Origin of the sequence: Aestuariivivens sediminicola, assembly GCF_022662015.1 — a bacterium.
GTDB classification, from domain to species: Bacteria; Bacteroidota; Bacteroidia; order Flavobacteriales; family Flavobacteriaceae; genus Aestuariivivens; species Aestuariivivens sediminicola.
The window spans coordinates 310,243-328,180 of record NZ_JAKMCM010000004.1 but is presented as its reverse complement, the minus strand read 5'-3'; the positions used below and the strand labels follow the sequence as shown (position 1 = coordinate 328,180).

The 17,938-nt window shown below is 40.7% G+C and carries 16 protein-coding genes; 13 read left to right on the top strand and 3 right to left on the bottom strand.

Annotation, left to right across the window (positions count from 1 at the left end):
- Nucleotides 1–67 precede the first annotated feature (67 nt).
- Nucleotides 68–1,843 (top strand): DUF885 domain-containing protein, encoded by a 1,776-nt coding sequence (locus MR041_RS11260; RefSeq protein ID WP_242093957.1) that lies wholly within the window; start codon nt 68–70, stop codon nt 1,841–1,843.
- An 8-nt stretch (nt 1,844–1,851) separates the two neighbouring features.
- The gene (locus MR041_RS11255; RefSeq protein ID WP_242093955.1) at nt 1,852–2,238 is read left to right on the top strand and encodes a gamma-glutamylcyclotransferase family protein; all 387 of its coding nucleotides are present in this window, start codon (nt 1,852–1,854) and stop codon (nt 2,236–2,238) included.
- A 14-nt stretch (nt 2,239–2,252) separates the two neighbouring features.
- On the opposite strand, the gene MR041_RS11250 is transcribed toward MR041_RS11255, so the two are convergent.
- The gene (locus MR041_RS11250; protein WP_242094082.1) at nt 2,253–2,825 is read right to left on the bottom strand and encodes a GNAT family N-acetyltransferase; all 573 of its coding nucleotides are present in this window, start codon (nt 2,823–2,825) and stop codon (nt 2,253–2,255) included.
- 103 nt (nt 2,826–2,928) lie between these two features.
- Between MR041_RS11250 and MR041_RS11245 the strand changes: the two genes are divergently transcribed.
- The 9 genes from MR041_RS11245 (at nt 2,929) to MR041_RS11205 (ending at nt 12,902) form a co-directional block, all read left to right on the top strand.
- Entirely contained in the window at nt 2,929–3,357 is a 429-nt protein-coding gene (locus tag MR041_RS11245) for a PaaI family thioesterase (RefSeq protein WP_242093953.1), read from the top strand.
- Nucleotides 3,354–4,478 (top strand): chorismate-binding protein, encoded by a 1,125-nt coding sequence (locus MR041_RS11240; protein WP_242093951.1) that lies wholly within the window; start codon nt 3,354–3,356, stop codon nt 4,476–4,478. Before MR041_RS11245 ends, MR041_RS11240 begins: the two co-directional genes overlap by 4 nt.
- Before the next feature lie 49 nt (nt 4,479–4,527).
- Nucleotides 4,528–6,288 carry a 2-succinyl-5-enolpyruvyl-6-hydroxy-3-cyclohexene-1-carboxylate synthase gene (menD, locus tag MR041_RS11235; protein WP_242093949.1) on the top strand — a complete coding sequence of 587 codons (1,761 nt, stop codon included), beginning with the start codon at nt 4,528–4,530 and terminating at the stop codon, nt 6,286–6,288.
- A 149-nt stretch (nt 6,289–6,437) separates the two neighbouring features.
- Nucleotides 6,438–6,776, top strand: a complete 339-nt coding sequence (locus tag MR041_RS11230) for a DUF2853 family protein (protein WP_242093947.1) — start codon at nt 6,438–6,440, stop codon at nt 6,774–6,776.
- A 96-nt stretch (nt 6,777–6,872) separates the two neighbouring features.
- A complete protein-coding gene (locus tag MR041_RS11225) occupies nt 6,873–7,703 on the top strand; it encodes a CvfB family protein (RefSeq protein ID WP_242093945.1) in 831 nt (276 codons plus the stop codon).
- Nucleotides 7,704–7,744: 41 nt separating this feature from the next.
- The gene (gene mnmE, locus MR041_RS11220; protein ID WP_242093943.1) at nt 7,745–9,157 is read left to right on the top strand and encodes a tRNA uridine-5-carboxymethylaminomethyl(34) synthesis GTPase MnmE; all 1,413 of its coding nucleotides are present in this window, start codon (nt 7,745–7,747) and stop codon (nt 9,155–9,157) included.
- A gap of 313 nt (nt 9,158–9,470) precedes the next feature.
- Nucleotides 9,471–10,430: a Fic family protein gene (locus MR041_RS11215; protein WP_242093941.1), complete on the top strand. Its 960-nt coding sequence runs from the start codon at nt 9,471–9,473 to the stop codon at nt 10,428–10,430.
- A 227-nt stretch (nt 10,431–10,657) separates the two neighbouring features.
- Nucleotides 10,658–11,566 carry a diacylglycerol/lipid kinase family protein gene (locus MR041_RS11210; RefSeq protein WP_242093939.1) on the top strand — a complete coding sequence of 303 codons (909 nt, stop codon included), beginning with the start codon at nt 10,658–10,660 and terminating at the stop codon, nt 11,564–11,566.
- Nucleotides 11,567–11,627: 61 nt separating this feature from the next.
- Complete coding sequence (locus tag MR041_RS11205) at nt 11,628–12,902, top strand: serine hydrolase domain-containing protein (RefSeq protein ID WP_242093938.1); 1,275 nt, start codon at nt 11,628–11,630, stop codon at nt 12,900–12,902.
- Between the two features lie 177 nt (nt 12,903–13,079).
- On the opposite strand, the gene MR041_RS11200 is transcribed toward MR041_RS11205, so the two are convergent.
- Complete coding sequence (locus tag MR041_RS11200; RefSeq protein WP_242093936.1) at nt 13,080–14,420, bottom strand: sensor histidine kinase; 1,341 nt, start codon at nt 14,418–14,420, stop codon at nt 13,080–13,082.
- The gene (locus tag MR041_RS11195) at nt 14,410–15,756 is read right to left on the bottom strand and encodes a sigma-54-dependent transcriptional regulator (RefSeq protein ID WP_242093934.1); all 1,347 of its coding nucleotides are present in this window, start codon (nt 15,754–15,756) and stop codon (nt 14,410–14,412) included. Before MR041_RS11195 ends, MR041_RS11200 begins: the two co-directional genes overlap by 11 nt.
- 202 nt (nt 15,757–15,958) lie before the next feature.
- Between MR041_RS11195 and MR041_RS11190 the strand changes: the two genes are divergently transcribed.
- Both MR041_RS11190 and MR041_RS11185 read left to right on the top strand, forming a co-directional pair.
- Nucleotides 15,959–17,212 (top strand): efflux RND transporter periplasmic adaptor subunit, encoded by a 1,254-nt coding sequence (locus MR041_RS11190; protein ID WP_242093932.1) that lies wholly within the window; start codon nt 15,959–15,961, stop codon nt 17,210–17,212.
- Nucleotides 17,213–17,245: 33 nt separating this feature from the next.
- Nucleotides 17,246–17,923 carry an ABC transporter ATP-binding protein gene (locus MR041_RS11185; RefSeq protein ID WP_242093931.1) on the top strand — a complete coding sequence of 226 codons (678 nt, stop codon included), beginning with the start codon at nt 17,246–17,248 and terminating at the stop codon, nt 17,921–17,923.
- Nucleotides 17,924–17,938: the final 15 nt, after the last annotated feature.

The following is a 17,938-nucleotide window of genomic DNA, read 5'->3' as shown; positions in this document are numbered from 1 at the left end:
TATGGAATTGAGATTTTAATATGACCAATTCAAGGAAATACCTATATTTATCAAAACTACGCGTACTATGAAAAAAACAATCGTATTTGGCCTCGTGTTTCTCTGTCTTTTGTCATGTAAAAAAGAAGAAAAAGCAGAATCAAATCCCATACATGCTGCCTTTGCCGAAATGGTCGAGCACTACAGTGAGGAAGGCTATTATTTTGACCCGGTTAAAGCGACCCAGGCAGGTATTTCAGGCTATAATGATCAGTTCCCAAATCTCTTGTCTGCTGAATTCAAAGCAAAAAAGAAGGCCTATCATGAAAAGTATCTTCAGGCAATACATAAGTTTCCTGATACCTTGTTAACGGAGACGGAGCGCATGACCAAAGCCGTTTTGGAATGGGATTGTTCAATTAATCTAGAAGCACTGTCCTTTCAAAAGGATTTGATGCCAATTGATCAGATGTGGTCAATAAACCTGAAATTTAATCAGTTCGCAAGTGGTACCAATGCACAACCATTCAATACTGTAGAGGACTACGAAAATTGGTTGACGCGTGTTGATGACTACCTCATATGGATGACATCGGCAATGGAACAGATGAGAAAGGGTATTGCGACCGGTTATGTCTTACCGAAATCCTTAATAGTAAAGGTCATACCTCAATTCGAAGCGTTGTCGGAGGGCCCTATTGAGGATAACTTGTACTATGGTCCCATAAAATTAATGCCCGATAGTTTTACAGATCTGGAACGTGCCAAACTCGCTCAGGCTTTCGCAACAATGGTATCCAATAAGGTCATGCCGGCACATGAGGCCATGGCCGATTTCTTAAAAAATGACTACTTAGAAGCCGGAAGATCATCCAGTGGGATTGCCGATACGCCTCTTGGTATGCCGTATTACGAACATCAAATAAAAAATTATACAACCACTACGATGACCGCCGATGCCATTCATCAATTGGGTTTGAGCGAGGTTGCTCGCATTCACAGGGAAATGGAGGCCGTTAAAGAGAAAGTGGGCTTTATGGGCGATTTGAAGGCTTTTTTTGATTATGTCAGGACCAATACAGATTTGATGCCTTTTACGGAACGTTCCCAGGTTATAGCCTTTTATGACAGTATTCATAAGGTAATGCAACCTCAGATTAATAAGTTGTTCAAAAAACAACCAAAAATCCCTTTTGAGGTCCGACGTACGGAACCCTTTAGGGAAAAATCAGCGGCGGCCAACTATACCCGTGGGGCATTGGATGGTTCAAAACCGGGTATTTTTTACACGCCGATTCCGGAGGTCACCAAATACAATATTTTTGACAAAGAGGTGCTGTTCTTACACGAAGCCATTCCAGGGCATCATTTTCAAGTCTCGCTGGCGCAGGAAAATGAGGACTTACCACTGTTCAGGAAAACACTGTGGTACAGTGCGTACGGAGAAGGTTGGGCCCTGTATACGGAATCTATGGGTGAGGAATTGGGACTGTATAAAGATCCCTATCAATATTTTGGGATGCTGAGCTCAGAAATTCATCGTGCCATTCGTTTGGTTGTGGATACCGGAATCCATGCTAAAGAGTGGACCCGAGAGCAGGCCATTGCGTATTCCTTAGCCAATGAAGCCGAATCGGAAAGTGATATTATTAGTGAAATTGAGCGTTACATGGCCAATCCGGGACAGGCACTGTCTTATAAAATCGGACAATTAAAAATAATTGAACTGAGAAACAGAGCAGAAACACTACTGGGAGATGCCTTTGACATAAAGGAATTCCATGATCAGATTTTAGAAACAGGTTGTATTCCTTTACAATTGCTGGAGGATAAGATTGATCGCTGGATTGCGGCAAATAGATAGGGTATTTCATGGCCAGATCAAAATATCTGTTTGTTTACGGCACCTTATTGGACCGGGTTGATACGGATATGTCCCGGTTTTTATCGGAACACTCGGAGCTTATCGGAAAAGGTCATTTTAAGGGGAAATTGTATCTGGCAAGTTGGTATCCGGGAGCAATTCTAAGTGAAGATAAAGGAGATAAAGTATTCGGACGAATTTATAAACTTAAAGATGAAGAAAGGGTCTTTAAAGTTTTAGACGCCTATGAAGGTGTTGAAGATGGGTTATATTCCAGAGAAATCATTGATGTTTATGTGCAGGATCACCCGATTTACAAGTCCTGGGTGTATCTGTATAATCTTCCCATCACAGATCTGAAACGCATCGCCTCAGGAGATTTTTTAAAACAGTGAACAAAACGGACATGTTAAAAATCGTCGAAGACGGAAGTTTTTATTGGGTACCATTCCTCTTTTAAAATCCCATAGCAGCAGGTGCTTCTTCTAAAACCGTCTAACATCACGGTGTCCTTTCTTAAAATGCCTTCCAGGGTAGCCCCTATTTTTTCTACAGCCCTTCGGGACCTCAGGTTACGCTCATCAATGCGGAATTCCACCTTTTCAAATCGCAAGGATTCAAACGCATATTCTAACATTAAAAACTTCATGTGTTTGTTCAGACCGCTACCCTGAAATTCTTTTCCAATCCAGGTCCATCCAATATGCAGTACTTTATTGTGCCAATTGATCAAACCAAAACGGGTACTTCCCGCATAGGCTGCTTTTTCCTTGTCGTATACCATAAATGGAATAATTGTTTTATGGTAAAGTCCGTCAACAGCATGCTGTACATAGTCCTTCAAGGCTTCCGGAGTGGAGATAGCACTGGGTGAGTACTGAATGAGGTTTTCTTCTTGAGCAATGTTCAATAAACGATGGTAGTTGCCCATTCCCAAAGGGGAGAGCCTTACGCGATGGTTTTCTAAAGTTGGAGCCAGCATGTCGGTGAAATTACATCTATAGCGCAAATATAATTTAGTTTAACTTATTCTAACCTAGTCGTCCCTATTTTGTATTTTTGCGGCATACAAAACTGAGTTATCTATGCCATTATCGAAGGAAGCGGTAATCCTTGAAGCCAACAGGATATGTAAAAATACACTGATGGAGACCCTGAATATTGAGGTTATTGACTATGGAGAGGACTTTATCATAGGACGAATGCCCGTAACACCGAAAGTGCACCAACCCGATGGGGTGTTGCATGGTGGAGCAACCCTCGCGCTTGCGGAAAGCATGGGCAGTTTTGCTACCCATTTTTTTACGGATATTGAAAGGTATTTTGTTCGTGGTATAGAGTTGTCTGCGAACCATTTAAAAAGTGTCAGGGAAGGCTATGTTTATGCCAGGGCATCATTTGTGCACAAGGGAAGAAGTACCCAGTTGTTGGAAATCAGAGTGACTGACGAACAGAATAACCTTATTTCCCTATGTAAATTAACCACCATATCCCTCCCCAGAACTGCCGAATGACATCTGCTCTTTTTTTCGAAAGCCTAAGAACACAATGGGAGTCCGGACTGCCTTTTGTAGCCTATAGAAAGCCCAATGAAACGCAGGTAAATGCCTTGTTTCAAAAATCGGACACCCTAATTTACACTCAGGATTTCACTGAAAGCGGTTTTGTATTTTCACCTTACAATCAAGAAGAAGAAACCATTTTAATACCACTAGAGGGTTCCGACAGATGCAGTATGTCAGAACCTGAGGTTACTGAATCAGACTTTTATATCAATGGATTGGATAATAACCAGAACCCGGCCTCAAAAGAGCGTCATATGGATTTGGTTGCCAAGGGTGTCAATGAAATAGAACAATCGAATCTCCAGAAGGTCGTGCTGTCCAGAAGTGAAGCTATTGAACTGACGGATCCTGATCCTTTAAGAATTTTTAAAAAATTACTGCATCGCTATTCCAGGGCTTTCGTGTATTTGTGGTATCATCCCAAAATAGGCCTATGGCTTGGAGCAACACCGGAAACGCTTATCCGTGTTGAAAACAAAAGACTTTCGGTAATGGCTCTGGCGGGAACACAGGTATATCAGGGGACAGTTGATGTCGAATGGAAAACAAAGGAACGTCAGGAGCAGCAGTATGTTACCGATTTTATTGTCTCCAACTTAAAGACCTCAGCTGAGAATATCCGTGTTTCAGAAGTAGAGACGACCCGATCCGGGAATTTATTACATCTAAAATCAACCATATCGGGCACCTTGAAATCGACAGCTAGGGATATGAGGCAATTGCTCAGGACATTACATCCTACACCAGCAGTCTGTGGCGTACCTAAAAATGAAGCGATGGCATTTATCAAGGCCAATGAGGATTACGATCGGGAGTTTTATACCGGTTTTCTTGGAGAATTGAATTTTGAAAAAAAACGACATCCCAGGTCAAGTGTTAGAAACATTGAGCATAGGGCCTACAAAACACAAACCCACTACACCCAACTTTATGTCAATTTACGGTGCATGCAACTAAAGGAAAATCAGGCCATACTCTATGTTGGTGGTGGAATTACCAGCCTATCAGACCCCGCGAGTGAATGGGATGAGACAGTCTCAAAGTCTAATGTAATTAAAAGCGTTTTGTAGTCGGGTATATTATACCTATTTCTTATTTTTGAACATATTTTAATAGTGAATGACGTACTCAAACATACCACTTGCGCAGACAGTGGTTCATCTTTGTAAAGCAAAACAGGTTAAACACATCATCATATCACCAGGGAGCAGAAATGCACCACTTATCATTGGTTTCACAAGCGACCCTTATTTTAAATGCTATAGTATTGTCGATGAACGCTGTGCCGCTTTTTTTGCACTTGGAATCGCCCAACAACTTTCGGAACCTGTAGCCGTAGTATGTACCTCGGGTAGTGCTCTGTTGAATTATTATCCGGCTGTTTCTGAGGCCTTTTACAGTCGCTTGCCTCTGGTCGTTGTCTCAGCCGATAGACCAAAGCACCTGATTGGAATTGGCGACGGACAGACCATCAATCAGAAAAATGTATTTGAAAATCACATCCTGTATTCGGCTAATTTAAAACTTGACCTCAAGGATGAGAAAAATATTCCGGCGAGTGAGGACTTACCAATGATCAAGACTATCGAAGATAAATTTGAGCGCTTCCTCGGTCTGCAAAAGGACATTCAGACCTTTAATGAAGAGTCCCTGAATACCGCTATCAATATGGCCATACACAAAAAAGGACCGGTGCATATTAACGTGCCTTTTGATGAGCCATTATATGAGACGGTTGATACTCTTTTGGTGTCTCCCGAAGAGATAAAGGTCAGCTACAGATCGAAACCTATAGATGATTATATTATACGGGAATGTTTGGAGGATTGGAATGCTGCCAAACGAAAGTTAATTTTAGTGGGATGCAATGCACCTGAAACCATAGCGCAGGAATGGTTGGATGAGCTGTATGAAGATGACAGCGTGATGGTAATGACCGAAACCACATCCAATCTCCACCATCCTGGTTTTTTTCCAAATATAGACCAGATTATTGCCCCACTTGACGAGGCTGAAAAAGCCGAGCTACAACCTGATATTTTGCTCACTTTTGGAGGAATGATCGTGTCAAAAAAAATTAAGGCCTTGTTAAGGCGGTATCAACCAAAGCAGCATTGGCACATCGACCCGGAAAGGGCCTATGATACCTTCTTTTGCTTAACCAGGCATATCGAAGCAACACCTGATGCTTTTTTCGGGCAATTCTTGCCGGAGATAACACACTACGTGAAGAGTACCTACAGGGAGGATTGGACGATCGTCAAAAACAGACGTAATGCCAGGCAAAAGGAGTATATACAGGAAATACCGTTTACGGATCTCAAAATTTTTGACCTTTTGGTCAAGTCCTTGCCTCATAAAACCATTTTACAGTCAAGTAACAGTTCAACGATTCGCTATTTGCAATTATTCAATATTAAAAAGTCCATTGCGGTGTATTGCAACAGGGGAACAAGTGGGATCGACGGAAGTACATCAACGGCTATAGGCTGTGCCGCTGTCTCTGAAAAGCAAACCACTTTTATCACAGGCGATTTGAGCTTCTTCTATGACAGTAATGCCCTATGGAACAATTACATTCCAAACAATTTTAGAATCATTTTGATCAATAACCAGGGTGGGGGTATTTTCCGAATTTTACCTGGTCACAAGAATACGCAGGAGTTCGATACCTACTTTGAGACCACACACCCGTTGAATGCCCGCGAACTCTGTCAGATGTACAATTTCACCTACCAGGGCGTATCGAACGAAACAGACTTAAAGCAGTCATTGCTGCGCTTTTATTCAAAAAGTAAATCCCCGAAACTACTGGAAATATTTACCCCTCGACTGGAGAATGATAGTATTTTATTAAACTATTTTGATTTCATAAAATAATCGCGTTGTAAATTTTAGTTAATCGTTTTGCAGATGTGAATGCATCAAAGGTCGGGATGAAGTTGAAGCGAATATATTTTGATGAAACCATGCCTTTACGTGTATTATTGGTTACATTTATATCCGTTTAACACTGAAACTGTTTAAAAATGAATAAAAGAGAGGAACTCATACTCAAATATGCTGCCGACTTAAAGGATAAATTTAATATCGATGCCGATATGGAATTACTTACGAAGATTGCTATTGGTTGTGGGCCATCCATTTATAATCCGGACTCTTCAACGGTATCCAGTTCAGATCCCTCTGAATTGGAAACAGTAAAACAAAAGTTTCTGATCAGGAAGCTGGGCCTGAATGACGGTCCGGAGCTGGATGAAAGCATTGCCATGGTCATGGATCAATACGGTAAAACCAACAGAACCAAATACAGGGTAGTGGTTTACTATCTGTTAACCACACATTTTGGTAAAGCCTCCGTGTATTAGTTGTAGTTAAGAGATTCAGGCATTTTTCTATTCGATACCATACTTACTTCCATCTTTTATTTCACAATCTCTGCTTAAATACATTACCTTTGCCGCATGATACATTTGGGTCAGTACAATACATTGGACATATTCAGAGAAGCCGAACAAGGGGTGTACCTCGCGGACGATGAAGGTAATGAGGTGCTCTTACCCAATCGCTATGTTCCGGAGGCCTTCATGATTTGGGATAAAATTGATGTTTTTGTGTATCTGGATAATGAGGAACGTCCGGTGGCAACAACCGAAAAGCCCTATGTGACCCGAGGTGATTTTGCACTGTTGAGATGCAATGAGGTCACGTCTTATGGTGCGTTCTTAGACTGGGGACTGGTTAAGGAATTGTTTTGTCCGTTCAAGGAACAAGTCTTTAAAATGAAACCTGGGGGTTGGTATCTGGTACATTGTTATCTGGATGAGAAAACCAACAGGCTGGTGGCCTCGAGTAAAACCAATCGATTTTTAGACAATAAACACCTTTCGGTGAAGCAGTTTGATGAGGTAGATCTCATCGCATCCCATCCATCTGATATTGGGTGGAATGTTATTGTGAATAAAAAACATCACGGTTTGATTTATAAGGATCAACTATTTGAGGATATCAATGTGGGCGATAAACTCAAGGGCATTGTGAAAAAAGTGAGGTCGGGTAACAAACTGGATATTGCTTTGGGTCAGGTCGGTTACAGAAGTATCGAGCCTAATGCCGATCGGATCATGCAGGAGCTCAAGGATAATAGCGGCTATTTAAAGCTAAATGATAGAACGGACCCTGAAGTCATTAAGGAACGGTTGCAAATGAGTAAAAAGAGCTTCAAAAAAGCCATTGGAACACTATATAAACAACGTATAATAGACATCAAACCGGAAGGAATCTATCTATTATAATCAAGCCGGAACAAGATAATTTATCACCAGCAAATTCACCTATGATGCATGAGGATACCATAGTCGCTTTAGCCACGCCTTCGGGAGTTGGTGCCATAGCGGTTATACGTTTATCGGGTCGTGCGGCCATTTCCATTGCAGATGCCAGTTTCAAATCGGTTTCAGGGAAACAACTTGTAAACCAAAAGACACATACCATTCATCTTGGACATATAATGGATGGGACTAAAACGATTGACGAAGTGCTGGTATCGGTGTTCAAGAATCCCAATTCCTATACGGGAGAAGATGTCGTTGAAATTTCCTGTCACGGTTCCCATTACATACAACAGGAAATCATACAATTGTTCCTGCGCAAAGGATGCCGTATGGCCACTCCCGGAGAGTTTACCCTTCGCGCTTTTTTGAACGGGAAAATGGACTTGAGTCAGGCGGAAGCGGTGGCCGATTTGATTTCCAGTGACAATGCGGCATCACATCAAATTGCGATGCAGCAGATGCGTGGTGGTTTTTCATCAGAAATTGAAAAGCTGCGTGAGGAATTGTTGAATTTTGCGTCCCTCATTGAATTGGAACTGGATTTTGCCGAGGAGGATGTCGAATTTGCCGATCGCAGTCAGTTTAAGGACTTGTTGGATCGCATCAGTTTTGTTTTGAAACGCCTGATCGATTCATTTGCTGTTGGAAATGTTATTAAGCAGGGGATCCCCGTAGCCATTGTCGGGGAACCCAATGTAGGCAAATCGACCTTGCTAAATGCCCTGCTCAATGAGGACCGGGCCATTGTTTCCGACATTGCAGGGACCACCAGAGATACCATTGAAGATGAAATAACGATTGGCGGTATTGGATTCCGATTTATTGATACGGCGGGCATTCGGGACACAAAGGACGTGGTTGAAGGCCTGGGGATAAAAAAGACTTTTGAAAAAATAGAAAAGTCCCAGGTAGTCATCTATCTGTTTGAGGCAGATGTCATGTCGAAGGACGGGGTTGCCACCCAAAGACTGAGTTTGGAAATAGAGAAGATAAAGAACAAATACCCCCAAAAGCCATTATTGGTGGTGGCGAATAAGATCGATAAACTCTCTGAAGCTGAATTGAATCGTTTAAAAAGCACCCTGAGAGCAATTGAAGGGTCTCACAATCTCCTTATTTCTGCAAAGCGTGGTGTAGGGCTTGAGGAACTAAAAGAGATTTTGTTAAGTTTTGTGAACACGGGAGCCTTAAAGAATAATGATACCATCGTCACCAATACCCGTCATTATGATGCACTTTTAAAGGCTTTTGAAGAAGTCAACAAGGTAAAACATGGGCTGGAGTCCGGTTTGTCCGGCGATCTCTTGGCCATAGATATCCGACAAGCCTTGTATCATTTTGGTGAAATCACGGGGCAAGTCACTAATGATGAGCTTTTAGGAAACATCTTCGCTAACTTTTGCATCGGCAAATAGACAGTAATTTTTTTGATGTCATTTGATTTTAATTGATTGTAAATCAAATTGTTGTTAATAAATTCTTAATTTATTTTTTCTTTTTACAACCTATTTTTACTACTTTTTTGTGTCGCAATGATAAAAGCTCCTCTAAGAAAGAAGAAATTAAGGTCGGAAAAGCAAAGTCTTTACATTGAATATTATAAAGGCTTCAAAAACCTGTAATAGATGAAAGTTGAAAAACTTTATACAATAAAACTATTTCCAATTTTAGGAAAACACTAGTAAGATTCTATATCTTTGTGATACTATCAAATGATACTATCACGAAATGCGACCACCATATCAGATTACCGATAACATTTTAAAATTAGTTGTAGCTATTTCTGAGCGACTAGGGGAAATAAATGCAACACATTTATACAAACCACCAACTGAGTTACGAAAAAAGAACCGTATTAAAACTATACAATCCTCCTTAGAGATTGAGGGTAATACGCTGACAGAAGAGCAGATTACGGCACTTTTAGATGATAAAAGAGTAATGGCTCCACGAAAGGATATTTTGGAGGTTCAAAACGCTATAGAAGTGTATGAGCAATTACGAACGTTTAATCCAAATAAATTAACAGACTTAGAAAAGACTCATGCCATTTTAATGCATGGCTTAATTGAAGACGCAGGAAAGCTAAGAACTAAAAATGTTGGTATTGTTAAAGATTCAAAAGTAGAGCATCTTGCACCAGGCGGTGATATGGTAAGAGGACTCATTAATGATTTATTTAACTATCTTAAAACGGATAAGGATATTTTACTTATTAAAAGCTGTGTCTTTCATTATGAATTTGAATTTATACATCCGTTTATAGATGGTAATGGGCGTATGGGGAGACTGTGGCAAACTTTAATTTTAATGCAACAATACCCGGTATTTGAGTTTCTACCAGTTGAAAGTCTCATTAAAGAAAATCAGGAGGCATATTATAAGGTATTAAGCATATCTGATAAATCGGGGCATTCTACACCATTTATTGAGTTTATGCTAGGCATTATACTTCAAGCCTTGGGAAACCTATTAAAAACGCAAAACAGAACACTTACAACGCAAGATAGGATTGAACTCTACAAAGATATCATAAAAGAAAACCAATTTAGCCGTAAGGACTATTTACAAAACTTTAAAGATATAAGCCAAGCCACAGCAAGTAGGGATTTAAAATGGGCTGTAGAACAACAAGTGTTATCTAAAACCGGAGATAAAAGGTTGACTAAATATCAATTTAAACTTTAAGAAGGGATATGCTCATTGTTAGGAAATGCTATTTTGTTTATTAACAATGAAAATGAAGAAAATATAACCAAACTAAAAAAAACAGAAGCTATTTTTTTGTGTCATATTTACACCTTATACTACTAAACCCTTATAAAATAAAGTTACATATTGCATCGGAAAGTAAATACGAGATCAATTAAGAAAAGTATAAATTTGTGCTTGTTGATCTCATTTAATAATAGCATTTGAAACGTATCCTCTTTATCGTAAATGGAGCGAAAAGGCAAAGTAAAAAACTGCAGCGCATTTTAACGTTCTTTTCAAATCAGGCTTTCTTTTCAAAAGTTGAGGTGGTAACGACACGCTATTCCGGACATGCCACGATTATAGCAAATGAGAAGAGCGCGACATGCGACTATATTATCGCTATTGGTGGTGATGGCACCTTGAATGAGGTGATAAATGGGATAGACCTGTCCTCAAAGGTCGTTATAGGGCTATTGCCCTATGGAACCGGTAATGATTTTTCGAGAGGACAGCAACTCCAATGTGATGCGCATTTTCTTTTTGATCTGATTCGTAATGATAGCTATAAAGACATTGATCTTGGACTTGTTACCGGTTTGGATCAGGAAACAGCATTAGCAAAGCGATTTATAAATGTAGCCGATATCGGACTCGGGGGATTTGTAACCCAGGCCATTTTAAAACAGAATACAAGGTTTCTTCCGGGTAAAATAAAGTATGCCTTAGCGATACTGCGAGGTATGGTGCAATACACAAAGCAGGAACTAAAGGTTGAAGGGGATTATATTTTTGCAGGCAAAATACTGACGCTTGCCATATGTAATGGCCCCTATTTCGGATATGGTCTTTGCATTGCTCCAAAAGCCAATATCCACAGTAATGTATTAAACATGACCAACATAGGTAATGTCTCATTACTGGATTATTTTAAACATTTGGGAAGCATAAAAAGAGGTGAAACGATCAGGCATCCTCAAGTACATTATGATACCGTTAGAAGCATAGCTGTGTATCACGAGAATAGGCCCTGTCCGGTTGAAATTGATGGTGAATTTATTGGTCATACACCGGTGCGTATCCAAATACTCCCTCAAAAGTTAAAGTTTTTGCTTCCGGTTAAGGAATAAACGCATTATTCATGAGACTATTCGTAATTTTATGGAATACTAATTTTAAGAGGGACACAGATTGAAAACTGCTTTACTATTTATTTTAAGTACTGTGCTCCTTACAGTATCATGTAAGGAAAGAGATGCGTCGACTGCAGAGCGCGTTGATAATAATGAGCAGGCTATGGATACCATCCTCGAAGGGATATTCAGGAAAAATGAATTAATGGGTATGTCCGTGCTTCTCATTGATGAGGGCAAAGTACAGTGGCATAAAAGTTTTGGACTATCAAATGTGGCCAATGGAAGCAAGGTCACTTCGAATACCAAATACAGGGTGGCCTCAATTTCTAAAACCGTTACGACCCTGGCGTTGATGCAATTGATGGAAAAAGGGAAGGTGGATTTGCATACCGATGTCAGTGATTATTTGGGTTGGGAATTGCGCAACCCGAATTTCCCCGATATACCAATTACATTGTATCATTTACTCACCCATACCAGCGGTATATCGGATGGTGAAGGCTATGGTCGTTTTTCAAAGGAAATGATCGAAGGGCAACTGCCTATCAAAGCCTTATTTGACCCTGATGGGGCTTATTTCACAGAAGATATGTATTCAAAGCATGCAGCAGGGACATTTTTTAATTATACGAATTCAACTTGGGGTATCATCGCATCGGTTATAGAGATCGCAAGTCAGATGAGCTTCGATTCCTACTGCCGAACGCATATTTTTAATCCTATGGGAATGCATGCCGATTTTGATCCGGCAAATGTGGATAACATTGATGATCTGGCAGTTCTTTATCGTTTTAAGGAGGGTCAATGGACGCCTCAGACAGACGATTACCAAGGTCAAAAACCACCCACGCGCATGTACGAGGGCTACCAACCTGGTCAGAATGGCTTGCTGTTCGGTCCACAGGGAAACCTGAGGGCCTCGGCCGAGGATTTGGCTCAAATCATAAAGCTGTTTTTAAACGGGGGTAGCATAAATGGCCATCAGATCATAACGAAAGCCTCTGCAGACATGATGCTCAAGAGTCATTGGGATTACGACGGTGATAATGGCAACACGTGGAATAACTTCTATTTATCCTATGGTTTGGGAATTCACCGCATTACCAATACGCCTAAATCCGATATCATTTTTGAAGACCGAACCATGGCCGGTCACCCGGGAATTGCCTATGGCCTTCTGAGTGATATGTACTTCAACATCCCAACGCAAACTGGCATTGTCTTTATTACGAACGGGAGCAAATTAGCCTTTAAATATGGCAAGGAGACGACCTTTTATCAGGTTGAGGAGGATGTATTCAAGGCCGTTTATCCGCTTCTAAAAAAATAATTCACGAGAGGTGATAATAGAAATAGCCTTGGCATTAGGATGCCCTATAACCTTTATTCTACAGATTAATCGGGTCTTCTGGTTTCCTTTATTTCCGTAGTGAACCATCCCATAGCTGCTCTGAACACAGAACGCTCATAGAGTTTGGACCACACATGAAAAGTAATCAAAGCAGCATTAAAAAAGCAAACTCATTACCGTGCCCTGGCCTTCAATGCTCTGTACCTGAATGCGCCCATTATGCAGCATCATTATTTGCTTGGAAAGACTGAGACCGATACCGCTGCCCGTTTTTTTGGTGCTGTAAAACGGCACAAAAATGGTCTCTAGAATTTCCGGGGGGATGCCTACGCCGTTATCAGCCACCTTGATCTGTACACCATCCCTGAATTTCTCAGCCGAAACACTAATTTTTCCATCCGCCATCCCTTCACAGGCATCTCTGGCATTGAGGATCAGATTAATAAGAACCTGTTCGATTAAATGCACGTCGATATGAACTTCTAATTTTGGATTTGAATTTTTAAATTCTAAAGTGATCTCTTTCTGATTCAATGAAGGGATCAACAAATTCTCAATGTTCTTAAACAGGTCATTTACCAAAATTCTGGATCTTGATACCTGACTTACCTTATTTAGTGTGCGATAGGTCTTTGCAAACTTCATTAAGCCCTCACTGCGCTTTTTAATACTTAAAATGCCGGCATCGAGATCCTCTAAATTCAAATCGAAACTATCGGGATGCTTACGTTTCGATTCAACCTCTGAATGCAAAGTTTCAGATAAGGAGGAGATAGGGGCTATGCTGTTCATAATTTCGTGGGTCATCACGCTTAACAATTTTTTCCAGGCTTCAGATTCATTTTTATTGAGCGTGGTTTCAATATTTTGAAGCACAATGAGCTTATAGGCCATGTCATCCATCTGAAAAATAGTATTGGAGACCAATACTTTTAATTTTTCATCCTTCATTTCCAGAGTCATGGAATGATCCTTGGTATGGTAAGTCTCGAAAAGGGCATCGTATAATTGGGGGCGACGCTTTTCAACAAAGCGGATATTTTTAAATGAAGGAAGGTTAAAGGTGTTCAAAATGGAATCGTTAACCCATAAGACCTCCCCGTTTTCAAGGTTATAGGCAATAATACCCACATCTACCATTTCCAGAATCTTCTGCAAATAAAGAAACTGTGCCTGTCGTTCATTATTAATGTCTTTGAAGGTTTTGTTCACGATATTGAATCCGCGATGTAGTTTTCGAATATCCTGAGAGCCCTTTTCCTCACTAAACCAGCGCGAAAAATCTCTGTATTTCACGGCCTCAAAGAAATCATCTATCTCAACAAAGCGTTTCGATACAAATCGATACAGATCGTAACAGAGCACTAATGTGATTATAAGACCACCAATAATGAGAAAATTTTGTTTATCAGTAATCCCATAGGCGATCACCGTTACCGCAAGTAATAGTAAAATAACCCTCAAAAGAAGAAAGAAAAAGAAGGACTTATAGATCATATTTGTGGAGTCTACGATATAATGCGGTACGTGTAATACCCAATGCTTTGGCAGATTTTGAAATATTACCGTTATTGTCTTCTATAACCTTTAAAATCGTATTTTTCTCTAAGGTTTCCAGGTTTACAGTTTTATTGGCCGTCGCTGGTGCACCGCGTTCAATGGCGGAAAATACCAGATCGTCTGCCTGAAGCACATTTCCTTCTGCCATAATTACAGACCGCTCTAATACATACTGCAATTCTCTTACATTGCCGGGGAAGGCATGTGCCTTTAATTTTTTAATGAATTCAGGACTCATTTTGAACGGATCTTTGAAATACTTTTCAGCATAAAGATCTATGAAATGGTGACTGATAAGGGTGATATCTGTGCCGCGCTCCCTGAGAGGCGGTACAATAATATCAACGGTGTTGATGCGATAAATAAGATCCTTCCTGAACTTATGTTCATCGGCCAGATCACTGAGACCCAAATTCGTTGCGCAAATAAGTCTGATATCCAGATCAATGGCCTCATTGGAGCCTAGGGGAGTGACCTGACGGTTTTGTAGAACGCTAAGCAGTCGCACCTGCTGTCCCAGAGTAATATTTCCTATTTCATCTAAAAACAGGGTGCCTCCATTGGCCGCTTCGAAACGCCCCATGCGATCTTCGTTAGCACCTGTAAAGGCCCCTTTTTTGTACCCAAAGAGTTCACTTTCAAATAATGTGGAGGTTAGTGCACCCACATCGACCTTAATAAAGGGTTTGTCCTTCCTTAAGGAATTCGCATGAATGGCCTGTGCAATCAGGTCCTTCCCTGTACCGTTCTCTCCTAAAATTAGAATGTTGGCATCCGTAGGAGCAACTTTGGATATCTTGGTAAAGACATCCTGCATCACTTCACTTTCTCCAACGATTCGCGTTTCTTTTTTGAACTTGAGATTTGGCTTGCTCAAAGCACCTTTCTTTTTGCGAATTAGAGTATTTATAGCTTCTATAAGCTTGTCATTTTTCCAGGGTTTTACCAGAAAGTCAGAGGCCCCTTCCTTTAAGGAGCTAATCGCCAGATCGATATCACCATAAGCTGTAATTAATATAACAGCGATACTGGAATCCAATTCTTTTATCCTTTTAAGCCAGTAAAGACCCTCGTTTCCAGTATTCACCAATCCATTAAAGTTCATATCGAGAATCACCACATCGTAGTCCACCTTACGGATATGGTCGTTAATGGTATTCGGATTCGTGGTTACAGTTACCGTATGAACCATTGATTTTAACAACAGACGCAGCGCTATAAGCACATCTTCATCGTCATCAATGATCAATATTTTAGCATTTTTAAGAAGCATCAGTCAAATTTAAGAAATTCAATAGCCTTTCTAATAATTATAACCGACTATTTTCTAAGGTCATAAAAATGTATCGGTTTCGTACATAAGGTGTATCATAACCGAACACTTTGAAGTGATGTGTATTTTAAAACATATTGATATTCAGCTATTTAAATCTTTGGCACAGTATTCCTATACTAGGAAGTAAAATTTGTATTTCATGGACGTACCAATAGAAAAAAAGAAGTTTTCAAAATCAAAACTGTTAACATGGGGAGCCGTAGCAGTAGGTGTACTTTTCATCCTTTATGCCGTACTCTCATCCACGGGCAATTCCAAGCTCAATGTAAAAAAGGAAAGACTGAGCATCAGTACGATTAAACGTGGCGTATTCCAGGAGAATATCCCTGTGAATGGCGTTGTTTTACCCATTACAACAATTTATCTGGATGCATTGGAAGGTGGACGCGTTGAAGAGAAGTACGTTGAAGACGGAGCGGTTATGAAGCAAGGCGAACCCATTCTCAGATTGACCAATACCGATCTGGAACTTAGCCTGGTCAATCAGGAAACTTCGGTTTATAACCTGCTGACCCAGATGCAAATTTCACAAAATGCCGCAAGACAGAATACCATTAATAAGTTAAATCAATTCACTGATGTTCAGAACAGTTTAATTGAAGCCGAGCGTTTGTATGAGCTCAACAAAAAGCTTTATGAAAAAGATGCTGTGGGACGTCAGGAATTCATCAGATCAGAGAACGAATATAACTATCAAAAACAAAGAATGCAGTTGGCCAAACAGATTTTACAACAGGATTCCGTGGCTACCCGTCAGGAGCAACAACAGATACGCAGTTCCTATGAGCGCACTCAGAATGCACTTGAACTGATGCGCAGGAAAGTGGCCGATCTTATTGTAAAGGCGCCTGTTGATGGTCAGTTGACCTCGCTAGATGCCGAAATCGGACAATCCAAAATCAAGGGAGAGCGCCTGGGGCAAATTGATGTGCTCAACGGATTTAAAGTTCGCGTTGATATCGACGAGCATTACATCGCGCGCATCTATCCCGGACAGCGTGGAACCTTCACGTTTAACAACAACCAATATACGCTGGTCATTAAAAAGGTATATACGCAGGTGACCAATGGACGTTTTCAGGTGGATATGGAGTTCGAAGGAGACGTGCCGGACGGTATACGACGTGGACAAACCCTACAGATACAAGTGGCCTTGAGTCAGGAGAAGGAGGCCTTATTAGTGCCTAAGGGAGGCTTCTACCAGACCACAGGGGGAAATTGGATGTTTAAACTCAGTGAGGACGGTTCGCATGCCTACAGAGTAGATATCAGCCTGGGGAGTCAGAACACGGACTTCTATGAGATCACAGGAGGACTGCAACCAGGCGATAGGGTCGTAACCTCCAGCTACAGTAACTATGAGGATATTGAAGAACTTGTGATAAACGAATAATAACATTTAAATACGTAATAAACACTGAATCAAATGATAACAATTAACAACTTAGAAAAATTTTATAGTACAGATGAAGTTCGAACTATAGCCTTAAACAAACTGTCATTCTCGGTTAATGAAGGTGAATTTGTAGCCATTATGGGACCTTCAGGCTGCGGGAAGTCAACCTTGCTCAATATTCTCGGACTCCTTGATGATCCGGATGGAGGAAGCTTTGAATTTAACGGAATTGAAGTCACGGACTTTAATGAACGCAAACGCGCCAATTTAAGAAAGCATAATATCGGGTTTGTATTCCAAAGTTTTAACCTTATCGATGAACTGACTGTATATGAAAATGTTGAGTTACCTCTCATTTATACAGGGGTTAAACCGGAAGAACGCAGGAAAAGGGTAGAGGAGGTTTTAGAAAAAATGCAGATCATGCACAGAAGAAAGCACTTCCCACAACAACTCTCAGGTGGACAACAACAGCGGGTGGCTGTGGCAAGAGCCGTAGTAAATAACCCCAGGTTAATCCTTGCCGACGAGCCAACAGGAAATCTCGATAGTAGCAATGGCAATGAAGTGATGGATCTGTTGACAGAACTGAACGATGCCGGTACGACCATTGTCATGGTAACGCACAGTGAGCACGATGCCAAATACAGTCATCGCATTATACGCATGCTAGACGGGCAGAAAGTTACTGAAAATGTGCTGGTGTAAAATAGCAATAGCAAT

What these genes read in the sequence shown, in the direction of transcription:
- MR041_RS11215 (WP_242093941.1), top strand. Translation starts at nt 9,471, where the DNA reads ATGCGACCACCATATCAGATTACCGATAACATTTTAAAATTAGTTGTA.
- MR041_RS11250 (WP_242094082.1), bottom strand. Translation starts at nt 2,825, where the DNA reads ATGCTGGCTCCAACTTTAGAAAACCATCGCGTAAGGCTCTCCCCTTTG.
- mnmE (WP_242093943.1), top strand. Translation starts at nt 7,745, where the DNA reads ATGATGCATGAGGATACCATAGTCGCTTTAGCCACGCCTTCGGGAGTT.
- MR041_RS11190 (WP_242093932.1), top strand. Translation starts at nt 15,959, where the DNA reads ATGGACGTACCAATAGAAAAAAAGAAGTTTTCAAAATCAAAACTGTTA.
- MR041_RS11195 (WP_242093934.1), bottom strand. Translation starts at nt 15,756, where the DNA reads ATGCTTCTTAAAAATGCTAAAATATTGATCATTGATGACGATGAAGAT.
- MR041_RS11225 (WP_242093945.1), top strand. Translation starts at nt 6,873, where the DNA reads ATGATACATTTGGGTCAGTACAATACATTGGACATATTCAGAGAAGCC.
- MR041_RS11185 (WP_242093931.1), top strand. Translation starts at nt 17,246, where the DNA reads ATGATAACAATTAACAACTTAGAAAAATTTTATAGTACAGATGAAGTT.
- MR041_RS11240 (WP_242093951.1), top strand. Translation starts at nt 3,354, where the DNA reads ATGACATCTGCTCTTTTTTTCGAAAGCCTAAGAACACAATGGGAGTCC.
- MR041_RS11230 (WP_242093947.1), top strand. Translation starts at nt 6,438, where the DNA reads ATGAATAAAAGAGAGGAACTCATACTCAAATATGCTGCCGACTTAAAG.
- MR041_RS11245 (WP_242093953.1), top strand. Translation starts at nt 2,929, where the DNA reads ATGCCATTATCGAAGGAAGCGGTAATCCTTGAAGCCAACAGGATATGT.
- MR041_RS11200 (WP_242093936.1), bottom strand. Translation starts at nt 14,420, where the DNA reads ATGATCTATAAGTCCTTCTTTTTCTTTCTTCTTTTGAGGGTTATTTTA.
- MR041_RS11255 (WP_242093955.1), top strand. Translation starts at nt 1,852, where the DNA reads ATGGCCAGATCAAAATATCTGTTTGTTTACGGCACCTTATTGGACCGG.
- MR041_RS11260 (WP_242093957.1), top strand. Translation starts at nt 68, where the DNA reads ATGAAAAAAACAATCGTATTTGGCCTCGTGTTTCTCTGTCTTTTGTCA.
- menD (WP_242093949.1), top strand. Translation starts at nt 4,528, where the DNA reads ATGACGTACTCAAACATACCACTTGCGCAGACAGTGGTTCATCTTTGT.